Below are 20,799 nucleotides of genomic sequence, written 5' to 3'. Positions count from 1 at the left end.
CGCCGCACGACCCGTCCGTTAGTCCGATAGGCGGTCGCGGCGTGATCTGGCCCACTGTCCCCGCATACGGGAAGTCGTGCTCCCACCGGATACGGTAATGGGCGTTTCCGCAAGACTCGACCTTCACCGTGGTTTCGGTCACCTGGCCGCGCGGCGATTCGCGGCCCCACGCAACGCGCCCCGCCTAGGACGACCCGGGCTCCCGTCCGGGCGGCCCGGGACGTCACCGGAGCGAGCCGGGCGCCGGACGAGTGCACGCCGGAGCCTCCCCGGAGCCGGCGCGCGGGACCACCATCAGCTCGCGGGACCACCATCAGCTCACGGGGCCGCCATCAGCCCTCCTGGGCCACCGGATCGGCCACGGCGGCGGCGAGGACGGCGTCTAGCATCGGCTCGGTCAGCCGACCGGTGAACGTGTTCTGCTGGCTCGGGTGGTAGCACCCGAGGACCCGCACCGGACCCGCGTCCGCCGTGACGCCGTGGCCGAACGGAACGCGCCGCGCCGGCGTCGGATAGCCGGCCCGCGCGAGCGCCGGCCACAGCGCGGACCAGGCGAATCCGCCCAGCACGACGATCGACCGCAGGGCCGGTCGCAGCAGTTCGAGCTCCCGGACCAGCCAGGGCCGGCAGGTGTCCCGCTCGGTGGGGGTGGGCTTGTTCGCCGGCGGCGCGCACCGGACGACGGCGACCACGCGCGCGCCGGTCATCCGCTGGCCGTCGCCGGCGGAGACGGAGGTCCCGAGGGCGGCCAGGCCGGCCCGGTGCAGCGCGGCGAACAGCCAGTCCCCGCTGCGGTCGCCGGTGAAGATCCGGCCTGTCCGGTTGCCGCCGTGCGCGGCCGGGGCGAGGCCGACAATCAACGTCCGCGCGTCGGCCGGCCCGAACGACGGCACCGGCCGTCCCCAGTAGGGTTGGTCGGCGAACGCGGCCCGGCGGACGGCGGCCACCTCCTCGCGCCATTCGACCAGCCGCGGGCAGGCCCGGCAGACCGAAATCCGCGCGTCAAGCTCGTCGCAGTCCGGCGCCGTCCCAGCGAGGGTCGCCACCTCCGGCCCGGAACGGGCGACGGGCGTGCCCGGGACGGCCGGGTCTCCGGGCCAGCCCGAGCCCGGCAGATTCACCGAGCCCCGGACTCGACCACTCCGCCCAGCGAGAGTGCGATGCCGTCGAGGATGTCCCGCTCGCTCGCGATCACCATGGAGGTTCCGGACCGCTCCATGAGGGTCCGCAGCACCAGTGCGCCGGCGGCGATGACGTCCACCCGCCCGGGGTGCATCACCGGCAGCGCGGCGCGCTGGGCGTGGGTCATTTCGAGCAGGCTCGCGGTGACGGCGGCCACGTCGGCGGCCGAGGTGACCATCAGGTGGATGCGGTCGGGGTCGTAGGTGGGCAGGTCGGCCGCCAGCGCCGCGACGGTGGTCACCGTCCCGGCGACACCGACCAGGGTGGCGGCGGTGGTGATGGGCACGGTGCGCTCGGCCAGGTCGAACGCCGCGTGGACGTCGGCGACGATCGCGGCGATCTGCTCCGGTGCCGGCGGATCGGAGTGCAGGTGGCGTTCCGCCATGCGGACGCAGCCCACGTTGACCGAAATCGACTCCCGCACGCCCTCGGCGCCGCCGAGCACCAGCTCGGTCGAGCCGCCGCCGATGTCGGCCAGCAGGATCGGAGTCGCGACCCCGTCGAGGTCGCCGATCGCGCCGGCGAAGGAGAGCGCAGCCTCCTCGCCACCGCTGATCACCTCGGGGTCGACACCCAGGATCGCGCGGACGCCGTCCACCAGCTCGGCACGGTTGCGCGCGTCCCGGGTGGCGCTGGTGGCGACCATCCGGACGCGGGTCGCGCCGAGCCGGGTGATCTCGTCGGAGTAGTCGCGCAGCGCGGTGAACGTCCGGGCCAGCGCCTCGGGCGCCAGCTCACCGGTGCGGTCGACGCCGGCGCCGAGCCGGACGATCTCCATCCGGCGGATCAGCTCGCGCAGCCGCCCACCGGAGCCGGCCGCCCCCTCGTCGAGCTCGGCCACGAGCAGTCGGATGGAGTTGGTGCCACAGTCGATCGCGGCCACGCGGGTCATCCGGCGGTCTCCTCTCGTCCCTGGCCGACGCGTGCCGCATGGCCGCGCGAGCCCCCCGGTTCCCCCGCACAGGATGCGCCGTCCGGCTCGACGCACGGCCCGCGGGCCCCCCAGTCGGCGAGCTGAGCGAGAGCCTCGTCACCGAACGGGTTGACTCCCGGGCCGGCGGCCAGGCTGTGGGCGACCAGCACGTGCAGGCACTTGACCCGGTCGGGCATCCCACCGGCGCTCGGGTCCCCGGGCAGGGTTCCGTGGGCGTCGCGGCGCGCCAGGTAGTCGCGGTGGGCGGCGCGGTAGGCGGCGGCGAGCCCGGGATCGGTCCCCAGCCGCGCGGTCATCTCCCGCATGAGGCCGGAGCCCTCCAGCCGCGAGATCGCCGCCGCCGCCCGCGGGCAGGTCAGGTAGAACAGCGTCGGGAACGGCGTGCCGTCCTCGAGCCGCGGGGCTGTCTCCACGACGTCCGGCAGCCCGCACGAACAGCGGTGCGCGACGCCGAGCACGGCCCGCGGCGGACGGCCGAGCTGGCGGTGCACGACGGCGAGCTCACCGCCCGCGCCGTCCGTCCAGCCGGCGCCGTCTACAGCGCCCGCACCGTGTACACCGCCCACGCCGCCCACGCCGCCGCTCACGAGGGCGGCGCCGGAGTCGGAGTAGCCGGCGGTTTGTCCAGCTGTGACCACAGCCGGCCGTACCAGGACTGGTCGCCGGAGCCACTGGCCGCGTCCGCTCCGGGCTTCGCCGTCGGATGCGGCGCGGTGGGCATCAGGTACGACTTCTCCCCGGGCAGGACGAAGTGCAGCCGGCGGCGCGCCTCGTCCGCCACCCACAAGGGGTCGTCGTAACGGGCCACCTCCGCGCGCAGGTCGTCGACCCTGGTCTGGCGCTGCGCGTTCGCCCGCGTGAGCTCGGAGATCTTCGCCTGCTGCTGCAGGTACAGTCGCAACGGATAGGCCAGGGTCAACACCAGGACGCAGATGACGACGGCCAGCAGCGTGGCCCTCGTCGTCAGCGCGGTACGCCGGACGGGCATGGTCGGCTCAGCCGGTGGTCGTCCGCCGCGGGAACGCGCCGGCTCCCGCGTACCGGGCGGCGTCGTCCAGCTCCTCCTCGATGCGCAGCAGCTGGTTGTACTTCGCCACCCGCTCGCTGCGCGCCGGGGCGCCGGTCTTGATCTGGCCGCAGTCGACGGCCACGGCCAGGTCGGCGATCGTGGTGTCCTCGGTCTCGCCGGAGCGGTGCGACATCATGCAGCGGTAGCCGCTGCGGTGCGCGAGGTTCACCGCGTCCAGGGTCTCGGTCAGGGTGCCGATCTGGTTCACCTTCACCAGCAGCGCGTTCGCCGCCCCCTCGGCGATGCCGCGGGCCAGCCGCTCCGGGTTGGTGACGAACAGGTCGTCGCCGACGAGCTGGACGCGGGCACCAAGCCGGGTGGTGATGCTCGTCCAGCCGGCCCAGTCGTCCTCGGCGAGCGGGTCCTCGATGGAGACGATCGGGTAGGAGTCGACCAGGTCCGCGTAGTAGTCGATCATCTGCTCGGCCGACCGGCCGCTGCCCTCGAAGGTGTAGGAGCCGTCGGCGAAGAACTCGGTGGAGGCGACGTCGAGCGCCAGCGCGATGTCGTCGCCGAGCCCGAAGCCGGCCTTGTCGATCGCCTCGGCGATCAGGTCGAGCGCCTCCCGGTTCGTCGGCAGGCTCGGGGCGAAGCCACCCTCGTCGCCGACGCCGGTGGCCAGGCCACGGCCCTTGAGCACGCTCTTGAGCGCCTGGTAGATCTCGGCACCCCAGCGCAGCGACTCCGCGAACGTGCCCGCGCCGATCGGCGCGATCATGAACTCCTGGATGTCGACGTTGGTGTCGGCGTGCGCCCCGCCGTTGAGGATGTTCATCATCGGCACCGGCAGCAGGTGGGCGCTCGGGCCGCCCAGGTACCGGAACAGCGGCAGGCCGCTGGAGGCCGCGGCGGCCTTGGCGACGGCGAGGCTGACCCCGAGCAGCGCGTTCGCGCCGAGGGCGGACTTGCCGGGCGTGCCGTCCAGGTCGATCAGGGTCGCGTCGAGCAGACGCTGCTCGGTGGCCTCCAGCTCCATGATGGCGGGGCCGATCCGGCCGATGACCGCCTCAACGGCCTTCGTGACGCCCTTGCCGCCGTAGCGGTCACCGCCGTCGCGCAGTTCCACGGCCTCGAAGGCACCGGTGCTGGCACCGCTCGGGACAGCGGCGCGGCCGAGGGTGCCGTCCTCCAGGACGACCTCGACCTCGACGGTGGGGTTGCCTCGGGAGTCGAGGATCTCACGGGCTCCGACAGCCTCGATGGACGGCACGGGCACGACCTTTCGATGGAGACGCGACCGGGGCACCGGCGCGGGACGGCATCTGCTGGCGGACAGACATCTGCTGGCGGACAGAAACGACCTCTGGCGGACGGACGGGCACCGGGGATCCGCCGCGGCAGCCCGGCGGGCGCGGACCCGGGGCACGGGGACGAGCGGCGCCGTCCGGACGAACCGGTCGGTGCGAGACTACCGCCGCCCGCGCGCCACCGCGTCGCCTCCCGGTCGCGCCACGCGGGGACGTCCCGCCGCCAGCGTGGCACCCCGATCACGCTCCGGGGTCGCGCAACCAGCGCGCGTTCTGCCCGGCCGGGCCCCGCGGGACTAACGGATCTCGCCGACCGGCGGCATCACCAGGGGGCCGGCACCCGGCAGGCCCGCCCGGGCCAGGCCAGCCCCCAGGAGCCGCTCGCCGACGAGCAGCGCGCCGCGCAGCCCGAGGCCGGCGAGCCCGGCGCCCAGCCCGGGTGCCAGCGCGGACGCCGCGGCCGGCTCCTCGCTGGACTTCGGCGCGCGCAGCCGGTCGAACACCGACGACTTCGGCGTGAGCCGCACCCTGGGCGTCTCCCCTGCCGGCAGGCCGGCCCGGGCCCAGGCGAGGTCGATCGCGTGGGCCAGCCCGCCCAGCTCGTCCACCAGACCGTGACGGTGGGCGTCGGCGCCCGTCCAGACCCGGCCGCGGGCGAGCTCGTGGGCGTCGCCGTGCGACATGCGGCGGGCCTGGGCGACCTTGTCCACGAAGTCGGCGTAGACGCGGTCGAGGAACTCGTCCAGCTTCGCCCGCCCGGCCTGGGTGAACGGCTGGCGCGGGGACATCATCAGCGCGTTCTCGCCGGCGGCGACGGCGCCGAAGCCGATGCCGACCTTGTCGAACAGGTCGCGCACGACCTGCTTGCCACCGAAGACACCGATGGACCCGGTCAGCGTTCCCGGGTTCGCGACGATCACGTCCCCCGCGAGCGCGACGAAGTACCCGCCCGACGCGGCCACCGAGCCCATCGAGACCACTACTGGACGGCCTGTGGATCGGAACCGTTCGATCTCCCGACGGACCACGTCCGAGGCCACATAGGAGCCTCCAGGGCTCTCCACCCGAAAGACCGCGGCGGCCACAGAAGGATCACGTGCGGCGGCGCGGAACGCTGCCGTGACGGCGTCGGCGGCCAACACCGGCCCCGAGAAGGGCATCGTGGCTCCGCCGAGGACCACCGGCCCGGTGCCGTGCACGAGCGCCACCACCGACGTGTGCGGATCGATCTCCGGCGGCACCACGTCCGCGCCCGCCCGCGACGGGCCCGCCGCGCCGGCCGGTCTCTCGTCCCCGGGACCACCGGCCGTTCCCGTGCGGGAACGGCCGGACTCGCGCAGGAAGATCGTCGCCGGCAGCGACGAGGCGAACGACCCGGCGCGGCGCACCGGCGACTCGGCCTTGCGGACGGCCGCCCGCCGGTAGGCGGAGACGTACCTCAGAACCGGTTCGACCGTCTCCCCGGCGTCATCGCCCGGGTCCCGGCCGGCCAGCGCGCGGGCTCGCTCCCGGGCGTACTCATAGATCTCGTCGCGGTAGCCGATGCGGTCGACGAGGCCGGCGGAGAGCGCCACGTGGCCGGCCAGCGGCGCGATGTCGATCATGCGCCGGACCTGGTCGGCCGACAGGCCCCGGCTCTGCGCGATCCCGGCGACGATCTGCTCGGCGCTGGAGTCGACGATGCGGGCCAGCGCCTCCCGGTGGGCGGGGGTGAAGTCCCGCTCCACCAGCGTGTTCACCGCGTTCTTGTACTCGTGGCGCTGGCCGATCTCAACGGTGACACCGAGCCGGTCGAGCGCGTCGCGCACGAACGGGGTCTCCATCGCGACGCCGGTCAGGCCCAGGTCACCGGGCGGCGCGAGCCAGATCTCGTCGAACGCGCAGGCCAGGTAGTAGGCGACGGTGCCGCCGCCGAACTCGCCGAAGGTGTCCGCGTAGGCGTAGGCGGCCCCGCCGGAGGCCCGGAACTCGGCGACGGCGTCCCGGATCTCCTGCACCCGCGCCAGCGGCATCCCGCAGGCGGCGACGTGCGCCACGACGACGCTCGCGCGCTCGTCCCGAGCCGCTCGGCGCAGCCCGTCGACGATCTCCCGCAGGCCGGTCCGCCGGTGCGAGACCGCCGCCGTCAGCGGGTCCGTGGGCACGCCCTCGACCGGATCGGACGTCAGGTCGAGCTCGAGCACGATCGGGGCGTTGCGCCGCCGCGCGATCCGCTGGACGTCGGCGACCACCTGTCTGGGCGTTCCAACCATGCTCAGAGGCTAGACGAGCGCCCCGCGGGCGACTGCCGATCAGGCCCCGTGCACAGGCCCGTCCGTGGCTGCCGGCCCACCCGGGGGAACGCTCGCGGACACCCACAGTGATCGCCAGATGTCGGCAGCCAGCCCGCGGGGCTCCTCGCCGCGGGCGAGGGCGGCGTGCTCGGCCCGGGCCAGCGTGTCCCGGAACAGCCGGGCCCGTGCGCGCAGCGCGGTCTCCGGGTCGACCCCCTCCTCCCCGGCCAGCACGACCGCGGCGAACAGCAGGTCCCCGATCCGCTCCTCGGCGGTGGTGCCCGCCTCGGTACCAGGACCGTCACTCTGATCAGCGGACGCCCGATCTCCCGGGCGAGCGGTCCCGACCTCCCGGGCCAGCGCAGCGACGAGGCCGGGTAGACCGGCCCCGGCATCCCCGACGCCGCTGTCGGCCGAGGGGCGGGGAAGGGCCAGCTCCGGCGGGAGCCCGAGCTTCGCGGCCCGCCGTAGCAGCTTGGCGGCCAGGAAGAGCGCCGGCGCGGAGAGCGGCACACCCTCCGTCACCGACTTCCGGCCCTTCTCCTGGGCCTTGATCGCATCCCAGTTGGTGACGACGTCGTCCGCGCCGGAGACGGCGACGTCACCGAACACGTGCGGGTGGCGGCGGATCAGCTTGGCGGTCAGCCCGGCCGCGACGTCGTCGACGTCCCAGCCCGCCCCGCCGGACTCGGCGGCGATCCGCGCGTGGAAGAGCACCTGCATCAGGACGTCGCCCAGCTCCTCGCGCAGCTCCGCGAGATCCCCGTCCTCGATGGCCTGGTAGGCCTCGTAGGCCTCCTCGAGCAGGTAGGGGGCCAGCGAGACGTGGTTCTGCTCGGCGTCCCAGGGGCAGCCGCCGGGCGAGCGCAGCCGGTCCATGACCGCGACCGCGTCGAGCAGCGCCGACCCGGGCAGCTCGCGGGTGGCGACGAGCAGTTCGACGACGGCCCCCGGCTCCGCCGGGTGGTCCTGGTCGGTGAGGGCGGCGCGCAGCGCGCGGTCGGCGGCTGTCGGCGAGACCGGGTCGAGCAGCCACGCGACATGGGTGCCCGGCCCGGCCACCGCCCGCAGCTCGGCGACCGGATCAGCCTCCGCCCGGCCCGACGGCACCACACCGGCCTCGGCCGACAGCCCCACGCCGGGTTCGGACGGCGGAGCGGGGCGCAGCACCGAGACGCCGACGCCGGCCTCACGCAGCGCCGCGGCCTGGGGATGCTCCGGGCTCGCCGTCCAGACCCGGGCCGAGCGGAGCACGTCCCAGGCCGCGGCGGTGAGCAGGCCGGGGGCCACGCGGGCGCTGGTCGAGACCAGGGTGATGCGGGTGGTCACGCCGGTCAGGAGCCCAGTGTCAGGTCGAGCGCGGACTCCGGCGCGGCCGTCGTGGCGATCGTCCCGGGGGCGGAGACCACGGCGAACTGCTTGTCGTCCCACGAGCCGAAGCGCGGGTTGATCGAGACGTGCTCCCGGTCGGCGGCCTCGGTCAGCAGCGGGCGGAGCTTGACCGCACGCTGGTCGGTGGCCAGGAAGCGCTGCAGGTACGGACGGGCCGCCTCGAAGGTCAGCGGAAGTTTGCCGACCTGCGCCACGATGCTGTCGTACTGCGTGCGGGCTTCGGCCACCGAGGCGAGCGTGTTGGGCGCGATCTTGTCACCGATGGCGGACTCCAGCGCCCCGGTGCGCACGATCACGCCGACGTCCTCCTTGGCGAAGCCGGCCGCGGCGGCCCGCGTCTCGAATGCCTCGACGCTGCCGAACTGCAGGACGGCGTACGCCTGGTAGTAGGCGTCGACGTCCTGGCCACTCAGCGTGACCCCGAGGCGGTCCGCCTCGGACTCGAGCACCTGGAGCTGCACCAGGGTGGTCAGCGTGCGGCGCTGCAGCTCGGCCCGGTCCAGGCTCTGCGCCGCCTGCTGGGCGGGGACGGCCGAGACGGCCTCGAAGCCGCGGTCGACGATCCCGCGCACCGTGGACGTCTCGATCGTGCTCGACCCGACCTGCGCGGCAGCCCCGGCGTGCGTCGTGCATGCGGTACCTGAGATGCCGGTGAGCACGACGAGCCCGAGCCCGGCCAGAAGACGCGGAAACTTCACGGTGCTGACCGTATCCGCTCGCCGGGCTTGAACGGTATAGGGCTATCCGGTGCGGCCCTCACCGACTTGCGGCGGCGGCCACCGAGTCGCCGGCGACGGCCTCCAGCAACTGGCCGGCCCAGGCCAGCAGCGCACGGTCGCGCAGCGGCCGGGAGCCGATCCGGCCGGTCTCGGTGGGCGCCGGCACCAGCACCGTGCGCATGGCCGGCTTGACCACCGCGCCCTTGTAGAGCCTGGTCAGCCGCAGGGTCTGGCTCTCCCGCAGCTCCAGCGGGGCGAACCGGACCTGCCGGCCGGCCACCGTGATCTCGGTGACGCCGAACCGGCGGGCGAGCACCCGCAGGCCGGCGACGGCGAGCAGGTTCTCCACCGGCTCGGGCAGCAGGCCGAACCGGTCGGTCAGCTCGCCGCGGACCTCGGCGATGTCGGCGTCGGAGACCGCGCCGGCCAGCCGGCGGTAGGCGTCGAGCCGAAGCCGCTCGCTGGGCACGTAGTCGTGCGGCAGGTTCGCGTCGACGGGCAGCTCGACCTTGACCTCCGGCGGCTCCTCGGCCTCGCCCTTGTACTCGGCGACGGCCTCGCCGACCATCCGGACGTACAGGTCGAAACCGACCGACGCGATGTGGCCGGACTGTTCGCCGCCGAGCAGGTTCCCGGCACCGCGGATCTCCAGGTCCTTCATCGCGACGGCCATGCCGGCGCCCAGGTCGTTGTGCTGGGCGATGGTGGCCAGCCGGTCGTGCGCGGTCTCCGAGAGCGGCCGGTCCGCCGGGTACAGGAAGTAGGCGTAGGCGCGCTCACGGCCCCGGCCGACCCGCCCGCGCAGTTGGTGCAGCTGGGAGAGCCCGAAGTTGTCGGCCCGCTCGACGATCAGCGTGTTCGCGTTCGAGATGTCCAGGCCCGACTCGACGATCGTCGTGCAGACCAGGACGTCGAACTTCTTCTCCCAGAAGGAGACCATGACCTGCTCGAGGGCGTCCTCGTTCATCTGGCCGTGCGCGGTGGCGATCCGCGCCTCGGGCACCAGCTCGCGCAGCGCGGCGGCGGCCCGGTCGATGCTCTCCACCCGGTTGTGGATGAAGAACACCTGCCCCTCGCGCAGCAGCTCACGCCGGATGGCCGCGGTCACCTGGCGCGGTTCGTAGGGCGCCACCGAGGTCAGCACCGGATGGCGCTCCTCCGGCGGGGTGTCGATCGTCGACAGCTCCCGGATGCCGGTGATCGACATCTCCAGCGTCCGCGGGATCGGCGTGGCGCTCATGGTGAGCACGTCGACCGCGGTCCGCATCTTCTTGAGGTGCTCCTTGTGCTCGACGCCGAAGCGCTGCTCCTCGTCGACGATCACCAGGCCCAGGTCGGAGAACTTCGTCTCGCTGGAGAGCAGACGGTGCGTGCCGATGACGACGTCCACCGTGCCGTTGGCGAGGCCGTCGAGCACGGCGCGCTGCTCGGACGGCGCGTTGAACCGGCTCACCGCCTTCACCGTGACCGGGAACGGCGCGTACCGCTCGGCGAAGGTCTGGAAGTGCTGCTGGACGAGCAGCGTGGTCGGGACGAGGACGGCGACCTGGCGGCCGTCCGTGACCGCCTTGAACGCGGCCCGGACGGCGATCTCGGTCTTGCCGTAGCCGACGTCGCCGCAGATCACCCTGTCCATCGGGACGGGCTTCTCCATGTCGGCCTTGACCTCGTCGATGGCCGCGAGCTGGTCGGGCGTCTCCCGGAAGGGGAAGGCGTCCTCCAGCTCACGCTGCCAGGGGCTGTCGGGGCCGAAGGCGTGGCCGGGGGCGGCCATCCGGGCGCTGTACAGCCGGATCAGCTCGCCGGCGATCTCCTTGACGGCCTTGCGCGCCCGGCTCTTGCGCTTGCCCCAGTCGGCGCCGCCGATGCGGTCCAGGCTCGGGCCCTCGCCGCCGACGTAGCGGCTGATCTGCTCGAGCTGGTCGGTCGGCACGTAGAGGCGGTCGCCGCGGGCGTACTCGAGCAGCAGGTACTCGCGCTTGGCGCCGGCCACCGTGCGGGTGACCATCTCGACGTAGCGGCCGACACCGTGGGCGTCGTGCACGACGAGGTCGCCGGCGCTCAGCGCGAGCGGGTCGATGCCCTTGCGCCGCCGGCTCGGCATCCGGCGCATGTCCCGGGTGGTGACCCCCCGGGCGCCGGCGAGGTCGGTCTCGGTGAGCACGGCGAGGCGCAGCGTGGGGCTGACGAACCCGGCGCCGAGCTGGGCCTGGGTGACGACGGCGACCCCCGCGGCGAGCTCGGCGTCGGCCGCCAGCCGCGCGCCGAGATCGGCCTCCCGCATCATCTCGACGAGCCGCTCGGCCGGGCCGTGGCCCTCGGTGACGAGCAGCACCCGCCAGGAGTCGGCGAGCCAGCCCTTGATGTCCGCGGTGGCCCGCGCGGTGTCCCCGTGGTAGGCCGTGGCCGGCCGCAGGCTGGCGACGACGGTGTCGTCACCGAAGGTGTCCCCACCCTCACCCTCGGCCCCGGCTCCCGGCTCGGAGGCGAACGGGCTGACGGACCACCAGGGGATACCGAGCTCGGCGGCCCGCTCCCGGACGTCGGCGACCGAACGGTAGGTCGCCGCGCCCAGGTCGATCGGCGCCCCGCCGCCGAGCGCCGCGACGCTCCACGAGGCGTCCAGGAACTCCTGGCTGGTGCGGACCAGCTCGCCGGCCCGGGTGCGCACCCGCTCGGGATCGCAGACCAGCACGCGCGAGCCCGCCGGCAACTCGTCCAGCAGCAGGGTCATCTCGTCGGTGAGCACGGGCGCGAGCGCCTCCATGCCCTCCACCGGGATGCCCTCGGCGATCTTGTCAAGCATGTCGACGAGCTGCGGGTGCTCCCGCGCCAGCTCCGCCGCGCGGGCCCGGACCTCGTCGGTGAGCAGCAGCTCCCGGCACGGCGGCGCGAACAGCTCGGCCGCCGGCTCGCCGTCCTCCGCGGGCAGCGCGCGCTGGTCGGCGACGGAGAAGCGGCGGATGTCGTCCACCTCGTCGCCGAAGAACTCGATCCGCAGCGGGTGTTCCTCGGTCGGCGGGAAGACGTCGAGGATCCCGCCGCGGACGGCCATCTCGCCGCGCCGCTCGACCAGGTCGACGCGGTGGTAGGCGATGCCCACCAGGCGGGCGGTGACGTCCTCGAGGTCGGCGGTGTCCCCCTTCGCCAGCGCGACCGGGGCCAGCTCACCCAGCCGGGCCACCTGGGGCTGGAGCACCGAGCGGACCGGGGCCACCACGACGGCCAGCGGGCCCGCACCGGTGGCACCGCCGGTGCCCGGGTGCGCGAGCCGGCGCAGGACGGCCAGCCGGCGCCCCACCGTGTCCGCCCGCGGCGAGAGCCGCTCGTGGGGCAGCGTCTCCCAGCTCGGGTACACCGCGACGCGCTCGGAACCCAGCAGGCTGCCCACCGCGTCGGCCAGGTCCTCGGCCTCACGGCCGGTCGCCGTCACCGCGAGGACGGTGTGACCGGCCCGGGCCATCGCCGCCGCCGCGAACGGGCGCAGCGCCGCGGGCCCGGCCAGGTCGAGGACGGGTTCGTCCGGCGAGCCCAGCGCGCGGGTCAGCGCTGGATCACCACCGGGGCGGGCGACTAGGGCGTCGAGCAGCGGCGCGAGGGTCATCTGATCCGTCCCGTGCCTCTCCAGTGCTAGCGAATCCGGTGCCGACGGACTACGCGGCGGCCACGGCGATGAGGACAACCTCCGCCGGCGGGACGACCACCCCGCTGGGCACCGGAGAGGATGTACCCCGGACGCGGCGCACTACCGGATGTGGCACCGACCCGGACGGGCACCCCGCGGACCACACCGCCGCGGCGACGGAACCCCCGGATACGGAGCCACCCTGGGTGCGGAGGCGTCCCGGATGCAGCCGTCCCCGGCGAGGTTCCCGGGCGGCGGGGTCGATATGACCAGCCTACGGCAGGGCGTCCGATCGAGATGCGGGCGCCGTGTCACGGATCGACGTACAGTCGTCAGACGCCCGGTTTGCCACCGGCGACAGATGCTGACGTAAGGGTCGACTTGTCCACCACGCGACGCCGTGACGTCCACCAGATCGGTGATGTCGCCGAGCGAGTCGGGCTGTCCCTGCGCACGGTTCGGTACTACGAGGAAGCCGGGCTCCTGATGCCGGTCGGTCGGACGGTGGGCGGCTTCCGCCTCTACGACGACGACGCGGTCGACCGGCTCTTCCTGATCAAGAAAATGAAGCCGCTCGGCTTCACCCTGGAGGAGATGCGTTCCCTGCTCGTGCTGCGCGACGAGCTCGAGGAGGCGGACCTGCCCGCCGAACGGCGCGCCGAGCTCCAGGCCCGGCTGGCCACCTGGGTCGCCCTCGCCGAGGAGAAGCTGATCACACTGCGCGAGCAGGTGCAGGTGGCCGAGGCGTTCGTCGGCGGACTCCACGACGACGCCGGCCGCTCCGGCGCCACCTGACCGGCGGCCGCACGCCGCGGCCCGGGGTCGCGGGTGGGTGCTACCAGAGTCGTTTGTAGGTGTCCGCCGAGCGTGGGTGGCGGTTGGGGCTGAGCAGGGACGAGTGGACGTTGCCCGGGACGTCGTCGCTGAAGTACGCCTCGTAGGCGAGGATGTCCGCGTTGCGCTCGAAGATGCTGTACATCCGCTCGATGTAGACCGGGTTGTCCCCGCCCGCCTGGCCGACGGCGCCGGCCTTGGTGTTCTGCTGGCTGACCACACCCCACTCGGGCACCGAGAACAGCTTGTTGTGCCGGCGGGCGAAACTGATCACCTGGCACAGGCCTTCGGTGGCGTCGCACTGGGCGTCGAAGGCGCTGAGGGTCGGGCTCGGCGGGTACTGGTCGTAGCTGTCGATGCCGATGACGTCGACGTACTGGTCGCCCGGGTAGACGGCGAAGGCGCTGCGCGGCCCGTGGGCGTTGATGTTCCAGTCGATGCGGACCTTCGGGCTCGTCTCCTTGATCGACGCCGAGGCGTTGCGGAAGCACTGCACGTAGGACGTCGGGCTCGCTGAGGCCCGCCAGGCGAACCAGTCGCCGTTGAACTCCCAGCCGAGGCGGACGAACGAGTCCCCACGGCCCTCGCTGACCAGCCACCGGCCGAACTGGCGCCATTTCGCGTCGTAGTCACCAGCGGCACAGTCGGTGAGATTTCCCAGCTCCGGGCCCTCATCCGGAAAAAGGGGAACGCTGATGACCAGGGTGCCGGCGAAGTTTGAGAACGTCGACGCGCTGCGGCCGATCCAGGGGTTCACGATCGCGTCCCAGCTGTTCCGGTCCGTGTAGGTGACCACCACGTCCACCGGCCGGCCGCGGAACTGCGCCCACGCCGTCGCCTCCGCCACCGTGTGCGCGGCCACCCCGCTGGGGAAACTCCCCGCGGTCGCCGCCCGCGCCACGCGGGTCACCTGCCCCGATGGCGGGGCGACCGCGCCGGATCCGGGGGCGGGCTCGACCGAGGCGGGTGCCGGCGGCGGCACGGCGGCAGGCGAGGGTGCGGCGGACGGAGTCGGCGTGACCGGGGCCGCGTCCACGCTCGCCGGGCTGTTCTGGGCCGGCCCGAGCATCCAGGCGACCAGGGCCAGCACCGCCGCCAGGGCGACCAGGCCCACTGGCAGGTACGGGTGCCGCCCAGGCTTCGCGCCCCAGTGCTCGATGATCCAGTCGGTGACCCGGTGTGGCAACGATGCGTCGGCCGCCGGCTCGGTCCGCGGCGGCTGCGCGGAACCACGCCCGTCCCGGACGGGGTCGGCAATGGGCAGCACCCCGGTGACGTGCCCGCCGGCGGACCCGGGCCGCGAGCGCTCGGACCGGGCGCGGTCAGGCCGGGCGCGATCGGACCGGGCGCGATCGGACCGGGCGCGGTCGGTGGCCGAACGCCGCTGCCGCGGCCGCTCCGGATGTTCCTGCGCCCGCCCGGCCGGCTCCTGCCCCCGCCGCGACCGCTCCGGCTGATCGCCCCGCCGATCCCGGCCGGGCCGGTCACGTCGGTCAAGGCCCGGCTGGTCGCCGCGCCGATCAGGGTCCGGCTGGTCGCGGGGGGCACGGCCCGGCTGATGGTTCCGCTGGTCACGGCCCGACCGTCGGCTCTGCCGGTCGCGGTCCCCGCGTTCGCGCGCGCCCTGCTCCGGCCGGGACGGCGGGAGGATCATCGTCTCGTCTGCGCGTTCCCCGCCCGGCCGGGTGGGCCTCGGTCCTCCTGGCCGCGGCTCACCTTCCCAGTCTCGCCACTGGAAACGCTGGGTGGCGAGATCACCGGGCGGCCACGTCGAGGACGGTGACTCCGACGGCGGCGGCGGCACCCGCGAGCTCGGTGCCGAGAACGACGGTGCCGAGAACGGCGGTGCCGCCGGCGGCGGGACCCGTGCGGGCGGTGCCGAGGATGACGGTGCCTCGAAGGGCGGTGGGGTCCACGGGGCGGGACGGGAGGGCTCGCCGGCCCAGTCCGGCTCATCCCAGTGCCCCGCCGCGCCGGGACGCCCCTCCGCGCCACGGTACGGATCGCGCCCGTGGCCGTGGCCGGGTTCGCCGTACCCCGACGTGGGCTCACCGGCGCCGCGACCCGCGGGCCGGCCGGGTCCGGACCGGTGCCGTTCAGGCTGACGCTGGCGCTGTTCGCCCTCGCCGGGGCCAGGACGGTCGGATCCGGGGGCGTCCCATCCGGGCACGTCCCATCTGGAGTCGCGATCGCGCCGGGACCCGCTGTGGCCCCGTCCGCGTTGGCCGGACTCGTGGTCATCGGGCCATTCCGCCCCGGACTCGCCGCGCGCCCCGGACTCGCCGCGCGTGGCGGATCCCGGGTAGGCCGGGCCCTCCGGGTAGGGGGCGATCGGCGCGGCCGGCGAACGGCGGCGCGCCGGCCGGCGCCGGGAGGAGAGCATCTCGGGGTCAAAAGGTGAGCCGGGAGCCCTGCCGGTGGCCGGCTGGGCGGGAGGGGCGGGAACCGCGGCCGCTCCAGCGGGCGGCGAGGCGGAGGTGGCGGAGGTGGCGCCGGTGGCGCCGGTGGCGGCCGTCGCTCCGGTAGCCGGGCCGGGCCCCGGAACCTCGTCACCGCGCCGATAGACCCCGATCGACCAGTCGGACGCCGGCCGGGTGCCCGCGGGGCCGTCGTCGACGACCCATTCACCGGTCGGCACGTCGGCCCGGCTCTCACGGGTCAGATCGGGGCGGCCGAGGCCGTGGCCATGCCACTCGTCAGGCGGCATGGGATCCACCCCCGAGTGCGTCGTCCCGCCGAACCAGGGCCTGAATCATGTTGAGCCGTTTACTAAAGGTAAAAAGTACGGCCGAGAGCACGGATCTTACCTCCCGGCCGACGTAGAGAAAGACAACGGTATAGGCGCGCCGAGGCCAGCGACCGCGCGGGCCGGGGGATGACATGGAGACGACGGACCGCATCCTTCATCCCAGGACATCCGGCAAACCGTAACAAGGACGACGCACACCGGTGCCAAAGGGACCGCGGAAGAGCCCCGCGCACCGGCACTCACGTCAACGTCGACAGAGCCGTCCGGCCGGGTGGGCGGGGTCCGACCCGCCCATGCTGACCAGGTACTCCGGGACCGTGGACCGGCACGGAAGGGGCGGTACGGTACCGTTGCCGCGTCGCGCCCGGCGCTCAGGTCGGCGGTTGGCCGCCGTCACGCGTACACGCGATCAACGCGCAGGAGAACACGCGAATACGCGATCACACAACAGTGGACCAGGAAACTCCGCGGACCGACTGGAGGACACCGCACGTCCGTCCCCGACAGGTGACGGGCGTCGCGAGCTGCACATCCTCACACTCCGGCGGCTGGCAACCGTGCCGGCCGGCAGGAGCCGCACCGGCCGAGTCCGAGGGGAACCGGGCCCGCCGTCGGGAACGGACGGCCGCACCGGCCAGCGCCCGACGCGGGAGACGACCCCTCCCGCGGCCGGTACGCACCGGCGGAGCCGGTGAGCCGGTACGGCCAGTGGCACGGACCCCGTCACAGCCCCGCACCGGCTCTGCCTCCGGCACCTGGCCATCCGGCACCGAGCCATCCGCCCCCGGGCCCGCCGGGGCACTGACACGGGAGACGCGACAGCTTTGACCACCGAGACAACCCGAGCTCTCTCGACGGATGCCGCAAGCGTCGACCCGCGCGACATTCCGGTCGTCATCCTCTGTGGCGGCATGGGAACCCGGCTGCGCGAGGCCAGCGAGAAGCTCCCCAAGCCCCTGGTCGACATCGGCGGTAAGCCGGTGCTGTGGCACATCATGAAGACCTACGAGCACTACGGTTTCCGCAAGTTCGTGCTGTGCCTCGGCTACAAGAGCGACCTGATCAAGAACTACTTCCTGGCCTACCGCCAGCAGGTCGCCGACTTCACGCTCAAGCTCGCCGACGACCACACACCGCAGTTCCACAACACCGCCGGCGACGAGGACTGGGAGGTCACCTTCGTCGAGACGGGACTGCTCACCGGGACGGGCGCCCGCCTGCGCCGGGTGGCGCAGTACCTCACCGGCCCCCGCTTCATGATCACTTACGGTGACGGCGTCGGCGCCATCAACGTGGCGGACGTCCTCGGCGACCACATCCGGTCCGGCCGGATCGGCACGGTCACCGGCGTGCGGCCGTCCAGCCGTTACGGCGAGCTGGTCACCGAGGGCAACGCGGTCACCCAGTTCGCCGAGAAGCCCCCGGCGACCGGCTGGGTGAGCGGCGGCTACTTCGTCTTCGAGCGCGAGTTCGTCGACAAGTACCTCGACGACGACCCGTCCACGATGCTCGAGCGCCACCCGCTGCAGCAGCTCGCCCGCGACAACCAGCTCACCCTGCACACCCACGAGGGGTTCTGGATGGGTATGGACACCTTCCGCGACTGGACCGAGCTCAACCAGCTGTGGGACGCGGGCACGGCGCCGTGGCGCGTCTGGGCCGACTGACGGAACCGGACGCCGCTCCCATGAGTACCACGCCCCTGAGTACCGCGCCCATGACCACCGCCGGCATCGACGCGGTCGGGCGCCGCCTGCACGACCTGGTCTCCGCCCTCATGCCCCCCATGCGCTCCATCACCGGCAGCGGGGTGCGCGCCACCCTGGACCTCGTGCGCGCGGCGCTGCCCGCGCAGATCCCGTTCACCGTGCACGAGGTGCCGTCGGGCACGCCCGTGCTGGACTGGACGGTCCCGCGGGAGTGGAACGTCGCCGGCGCCCGGCTGGTCGGGCCGGACGGGCGGGTCGTCCTCGACGTCGCCGACAACCCCCTGCACCTGCTCGGCTACAGCACACCCGTGCGCGCGAGGATGCCGCTGCGCGAGCTGCGCCAGCACCTGTACTCGATGCCGGACCGGCCCGACTGGGTCCCCTACCGGACGTCCTACTACAACGACGCGTGGGGCTTCTGCCTCACCGACCGCCAGCTCGCGGCGCTGCCCGACGGCGAGTACCAGGTCGAGATCGACACCTCGCTCACCGACGGGTCGCTGACCTACGCCGAGATCGTGCTGCCGGGGGCCACCGACGAGGAGTTCCTCGTCACCACGCACACCTGCCACCCGGCGATGGCCAACGACAACTCCTCCGGCATCGCCGTGGCCGCCGAGCTGGCGTCCGCGCTGGCCGCGCGGGAGCGCCGGTTCACCTACCGGCTGCTGTTCATCCCGGGGACGATCGGCTCGATCACCTGGCTGGCCCGCAACCCGGCCGCGGTCGGGCGCATCCGGCACGGCCTGGTGCTCACCGGCCTCGGTGACCGCGGCGCGCCGACCTACAAGCGCAGCCGGCGCGGCGACGCGGTCGTCGACCGGGCGGCGACGCGCGCGCTCGCCGAGACCGGACGTCCGCACCGGGTTGTCGGCTTCTCGCCCTACGGCTACGACGAGCGCCAGTTCTGCTCGCCCGGCTTCGACCTGCCGGTGGGCCGGTTCGGCCGCAGCCAGCACGGCGAGTACCCGGAGTACCACACGTCGGCCGACAACATCGACTTCGTGACGCCGGAGTCGCTGGGGGACTCGTTCGCCATCCTGAACCGGACGATGGAGATCTGCGAGGCCGACCGGGTCTGGCGCAACACCTCCCCCTACGGGGAGCCCCAGCTCGGCCGGCGCGGGCTGTACCGCTCGATCGGCGCGACGATGAACCGCGCGTCGATCGAGATGGGCCTGCTGTGGGTGCTCAACCTCGCGGACGGCACCCGCACCCTGCTCGACATCGCCGAGCGGGCCGAGCTGCCGTTCGACGCGGTCGCCAACGCCGCGGACGCGCTGGCCGGCGTCGGCCTGCTCACCGAGGACGGCCCGGCCGTCGACTCGCCCGACACCGCTCCCATCGCCGCTCCCGCCACGGTCGCGCCGCCCGGCACCGTCGCCGCCGCGCCGGAACCCGCGGTAGTGATCAGGTGAGTTCGGCGGAATCGGCTCAACCTGCTCGATCGGCTCCCGGCGGGCCGGCCTGGGCGATCGTGCTGGCGGCCGGTGGCGGCACCCGGTTCGGCGGACCCAAGCAGTTCTCCGACCTGGGCGGGCTCCCGCTCGTGGCGCATCCCGTCCGGGCGGCCGCGGCCGCCTGCGACGGGGTCGTCGTGGTGCTCCCCACGCCCCTGCTCGACCGGTGGGCCCCGCCGGACGGCGTGCGCGCCATCGCCGGCGGCGCCACCCGCGCCGAGTCCGTCCGGGCCGGGCTGGCCGCCGTCCCCACCGAGGCCGAGGTGATCGTGGTGACCGACGCCGCGCACCCGCTGGCCACCGCCGCGCTGTACCGCTCGGTCGTCGCGGCGGTGCGTGCGGGCGCGGACGGCGCCGTGCCCGGCCTGCCGCTCACCGAGGTTGTCAAGGGGGTCCTGGCCAGCGGCCCGGACCTCGTCACCGGGGCCTCGCTGGCGCGCGAGACGCACCGGCTGGTACAGACCCCGCACGCCTTCCGCGCCGCCGCCCTGCGCGCCGCGCACGCGGGCGCGGTCGAGGCCGTGGAGGACTCCGCCATGGTCGCCGACGCCGGCGGACGGGTGGTCGTGCTGCCCGGCGAACCGGCCAACATCCACGTCACGACGCCGGAAGAGCTCGAGATCGCCCGGCTGCTTCTCATCCACGTCCAGAGCGAGGGGGAACCCGATGAGCACAGTGCTGCTCGACTCAGCGCTGTCCGATGACGAAAGGCGAGCCAAGCTGTACGCGGGCGAGCTGTTCGTCTACTCGCCGCGGCCCAGCACCACGGCATTCGTCGAGTTCACCCGCGAGCTGATCCGGGATGCCTTCGGCGACCTGGACCCCGAGACGGCGCAGCACCACATGCCCGTCGAGGAGTACGCCGCCCTGCTCGCCGACCTGAAGCCGCGTTTCATCCACCACCCGACCTGCAAGGAACTCCTGCCGGCGATGCTCGCCGAGCTGGGCTGCGACATCAGCAAGACCTACTTCGACGTCCCGCGGCTGCGGACGTCCACCAGCGACGACTACCTCACCTCGGGTATCGCCTACGCCTTCCACCCGCACCGCGACACCTGGTACTCGGCGCCGTTCTGCCAGCTCAACTGGTGGATGCCGATCTTCGACATCGTCCCGGAGAACGGGCTGGCCTTCCATCCCCGCTATCTCACGCAGGGAGTCAAGAACAGCTCGCGCACCTACAACTACTACGAGTGGAACAAGACGAACCGCGCGTCGGCCGCCAAGCACATCAAGTCCGACACGCGCGTGCAGCCGAAGCCCGAGGAGGAGGTCGAGATCTTCCCGCAGACGCGGGTGGTCGCGCCGCCCGGCGGAATGCTGGTCTTCTCCGGCAACCAGCTCCACTCCTCGGTGCCGAACACCTCCGGCCGCACCCGGTTCAGCATCGACTTCCGCACCGTGCACTACGACGACGTGGTGAACCACGTGGGCTCGGTGAACGTCGACTCCGAGTGCACCGGCACGACGATGCGCGACTACCTGCGCGGCACCGACCTCAGTCGCATCCCCGAGGACATCTGCCTCAGCTACGACACCGCTCCCCCGCTGCCGGACGCGATCCTCGTCTACGAACCCCAGACCACCGCGTGACAGCCGCCAACGA

16 protein-coding genes are annotated in these 20,799 nt (G+C 73.6%); 5 read left to right on the top strand and 11 right to left on the bottom strand.

From position 1 onward, the window contains the following. Positions 1–332: 332 nt before the first annotated feature. From FRANEAN1_RS03950 to mfd, 9 genes are all read right to left on the bottom strand, one after another. Complete coding sequence (locus FRANEAN1_RS03950; protein WP_020458461.1) at positions 333–1,121, bottom strand: uracil-DNA glycosylase; 789 nt, start codon at positions 1,119–1,121, stop codon at positions 333–335. Continuing rightward, positions 1,118–2,074, bottom strand: coding sequence for a Ppx/GppA phosphatase family protein (locus FRANEAN1_RS03945; RefSeq protein ID WP_020458460.1), 957 nt, complete (start codon positions 2,072–2,074; stop codon positions 1,118–1,120). Before FRANEAN1_RS03945 ends, FRANEAN1_RS03950 begins: the two co-directional genes overlap by 4 nt. Then, on the bottom strand, positions 2,071–2,607 hold the full coding sequence (locus FRANEAN1_RS03940; protein ID WP_020458459.1) for a DUF501 domain-containing protein: 537 nt from the start codon (positions 2,605–2,607) through the stop codon (positions 2,071–2,073). The genes FRANEAN1_RS03945 and FRANEAN1_RS03940 overlap by 4 nt, the downstream gene beginning before the upstream one ends. 92 nt (positions 2,608–2,699) lie before the next feature. Beyond that, positions 2,700–3,104, bottom strand: a complete 405-nt coding sequence (locus FRANEAN1_RS03935; protein ID WP_020458458.1) for a septum formation initiator family protein — start codon at positions 3,102–3,104, stop codon at positions 2,700–2,702. 7 nt (positions 3,105–3,111) lie between these two features. Next, a complete protein-coding gene (eno, locus tag FRANEAN1_RS03930) occupies positions 3,112–4,395 on the bottom strand; it encodes a phosphopyruvate hydratase (protein WP_020458457.1) in 1,284 nt (427 codons plus the stop codon). Between the two features lie 333 nt (positions 4,396–4,728). Beyond that, on the bottom strand, positions 4,729–6,684 hold the full coding sequence (sppA, locus tag FRANEAN1_RS03925; protein WP_020458456.1) for a signal peptide peptidase SppA: 1,956 nt from the start codon (positions 6,682–6,684) through the stop codon (positions 4,729–4,731). A 39-nt stretch (positions 6,685–6,723) separates the two neighbouring features. Next, positions 6,724–8,034, bottom strand: a complete 1,311-nt coding sequence (locus tag FRANEAN1_RS03920; RefSeq protein WP_020458455.1) for a nucleoside triphosphate pyrophosphohydrolase — start codon at positions 8,032–8,034, stop codon at positions 6,724–6,726. A 5-nt stretch (positions 8,035–8,039) separates the two neighbouring features. Next, complete coding sequence (locus FRANEAN1_RS03915; protein ID WP_020458454.1) at positions 8,040–8,795, bottom strand: SurA N-terminal domain-containing protein; 756 nt, start codon at positions 8,793–8,795, stop codon at positions 8,040–8,042. Positions 8,796–8,853: 58 nt separating this feature from the next. Further along, positions 8,854–12,420 (bottom strand): transcription-repair coupling factor, encoded by a 3,567-nt coding sequence (gene mfd, locus FRANEAN1_RS03910; RefSeq protein ID WP_020458453.1) that lies wholly within the window; start codon positions 12,418–12,420, stop codon positions 8,854–8,856. A gap of 402 nt (positions 12,421–12,822) precedes the next feature. On the opposite strand from mfd, the gene FRANEAN1_RS03905 reads away from it, so the two are divergent. After that, a complete protein-coding gene (locus tag FRANEAN1_RS03905; protein WP_041253668.1) occupies positions 12,823–13,236 on the top strand; it encodes a MerR family transcriptional regulator in 414 nt (137 codons plus the stop codon). 40 nt (positions 13,237–13,276) lie between these two features. Here the strand turns inward: FRANEAN1_RS03905 and FRANEAN1_RS43010 are convergent, their stop codons facing one another. Beyond that, positions 13,277–14,542 (bottom strand): glycosyl hydrolase, encoded by a 1,266-nt coding sequence (locus tag FRANEAN1_RS43010; RefSeq protein ID WP_347176977.1) that lies wholly within the window; start codon positions 14,540–14,542, stop codon positions 13,277–13,279. A gap of 487 nt (positions 14,543–15,029) precedes the next feature. Then, the gene (locus tag FRANEAN1_RS43005) at positions 15,030–15,191 is read right to left on the bottom strand and encodes a hypothetical protein (RefSeq protein WP_347176976.1); all 162 of its coding nucleotides are present in this window, start codon (positions 15,189–15,191) and stop codon (positions 15,030–15,032) included. Positions 15,192–16,848: 1,657 nt separating this feature from the next. Here FRANEAN1_RS43005 and FRANEAN1_RS03890 point away from each other — a divergent pair. The 4 genes from FRANEAN1_RS03890 to FRANEAN1_RS03875 are packed head-to-tail and all read left to right on the top strand — an operon-like array spanning position 16,849 to position 20,786. After that, positions 16,849–17,691, top strand: coding sequence for a sugar phosphate nucleotidyltransferase (locus FRANEAN1_RS03890; protein ID WP_020458450.1), 843 nt, complete (start codon positions 16,849–16,851; stop codon positions 17,689–17,691). 20 nt (positions 17,692–17,711) lie between these two features. Further along, complete coding sequence (locus FRANEAN1_RS03885) at positions 17,712–19,151, top strand: DUF4910 domain-containing protein (protein ID WP_020458449.1); 1,440 nt, start codon at positions 17,712–17,714, stop codon at positions 19,149–19,151. After that, a complete protein-coding gene (locus FRANEAN1_RS03880) occupies positions 19,148–19,897 on the top strand; it encodes a 2-C-methyl-D-erythritol 4-phosphate cytidylyltransferase (protein WP_020458448.1) in 750 nt (249 codons plus the stop codon). Before FRANEAN1_RS03885 ends, FRANEAN1_RS03880 begins: the two co-directional genes overlap by 4 nt. Then, a complete protein-coding gene (locus FRANEAN1_RS03875) occupies positions 19,860–20,786 on the top strand; it encodes a hypothetical protein (protein ID WP_020458447.1) in 927 nt (308 codons plus the stop codon). Before FRANEAN1_RS03880 ends, FRANEAN1_RS03875 begins: the two co-directional genes overlap by 38 nt. The last annotated feature ends 13 nt before the right edge of the window (positions 20,787–20,799 follow it).

Source organism: Parafrankia sp. EAN1pec (genome assembly GCF_000018005.1).
Taxonomy (GTDB): Bacteria; Actinomycetota; Actinomycetes; order Frankiales; family Frankiaceae; genus Parafrankia; species Parafrankia soli.
Note: the sequence above shows the minus strand (reverse complement) of the source record. Positions and strands in the feature narration are given on the sequence as shown.

Coding starts and splice junctions, on each gene's coding strand:
- FRANEAN1_RS03945 (WP_020458460.1), bottom strand. CDS start 2,074: ATGACCCGCGTGGCCGCGATCGACTGTGGCACCAACTCCATCCGACTG.
- FRANEAN1_RS03935 (WP_020458458.1), bottom strand. CDS start 3,104: ATGCCCGTCCGGCGTACCGCGCTGACGACGAGGGCCACGCTGCTGGCC.
- sppA (WP_020458456.1), bottom strand. CDS start 6,684: ATGGTTGGAACGCCCAGACAGGTGGTCGCCGACGTCCAGCGGATCGCG.
- mfd (WP_020458453.1), bottom strand. CDS start 12,420: ATGACCCTCGCGCCGCTGCTCGACGCCCTAGTCGCCCGCCCCGGTGGT.
- FRANEAN1_RS03885 (WP_020458449.1), top strand. CDS start 17,712: ATGAGTACCACGCCCCTGAGTACCGCGCCCATGACCACCGCCGGCATC.
- FRANEAN1_RS03875 (WP_020458447.1), top strand. CDS start 19,860: ATGAGCACAGTGCTGCTCGACTCAGCGCTGTCCGATGACGAAAGGCGA.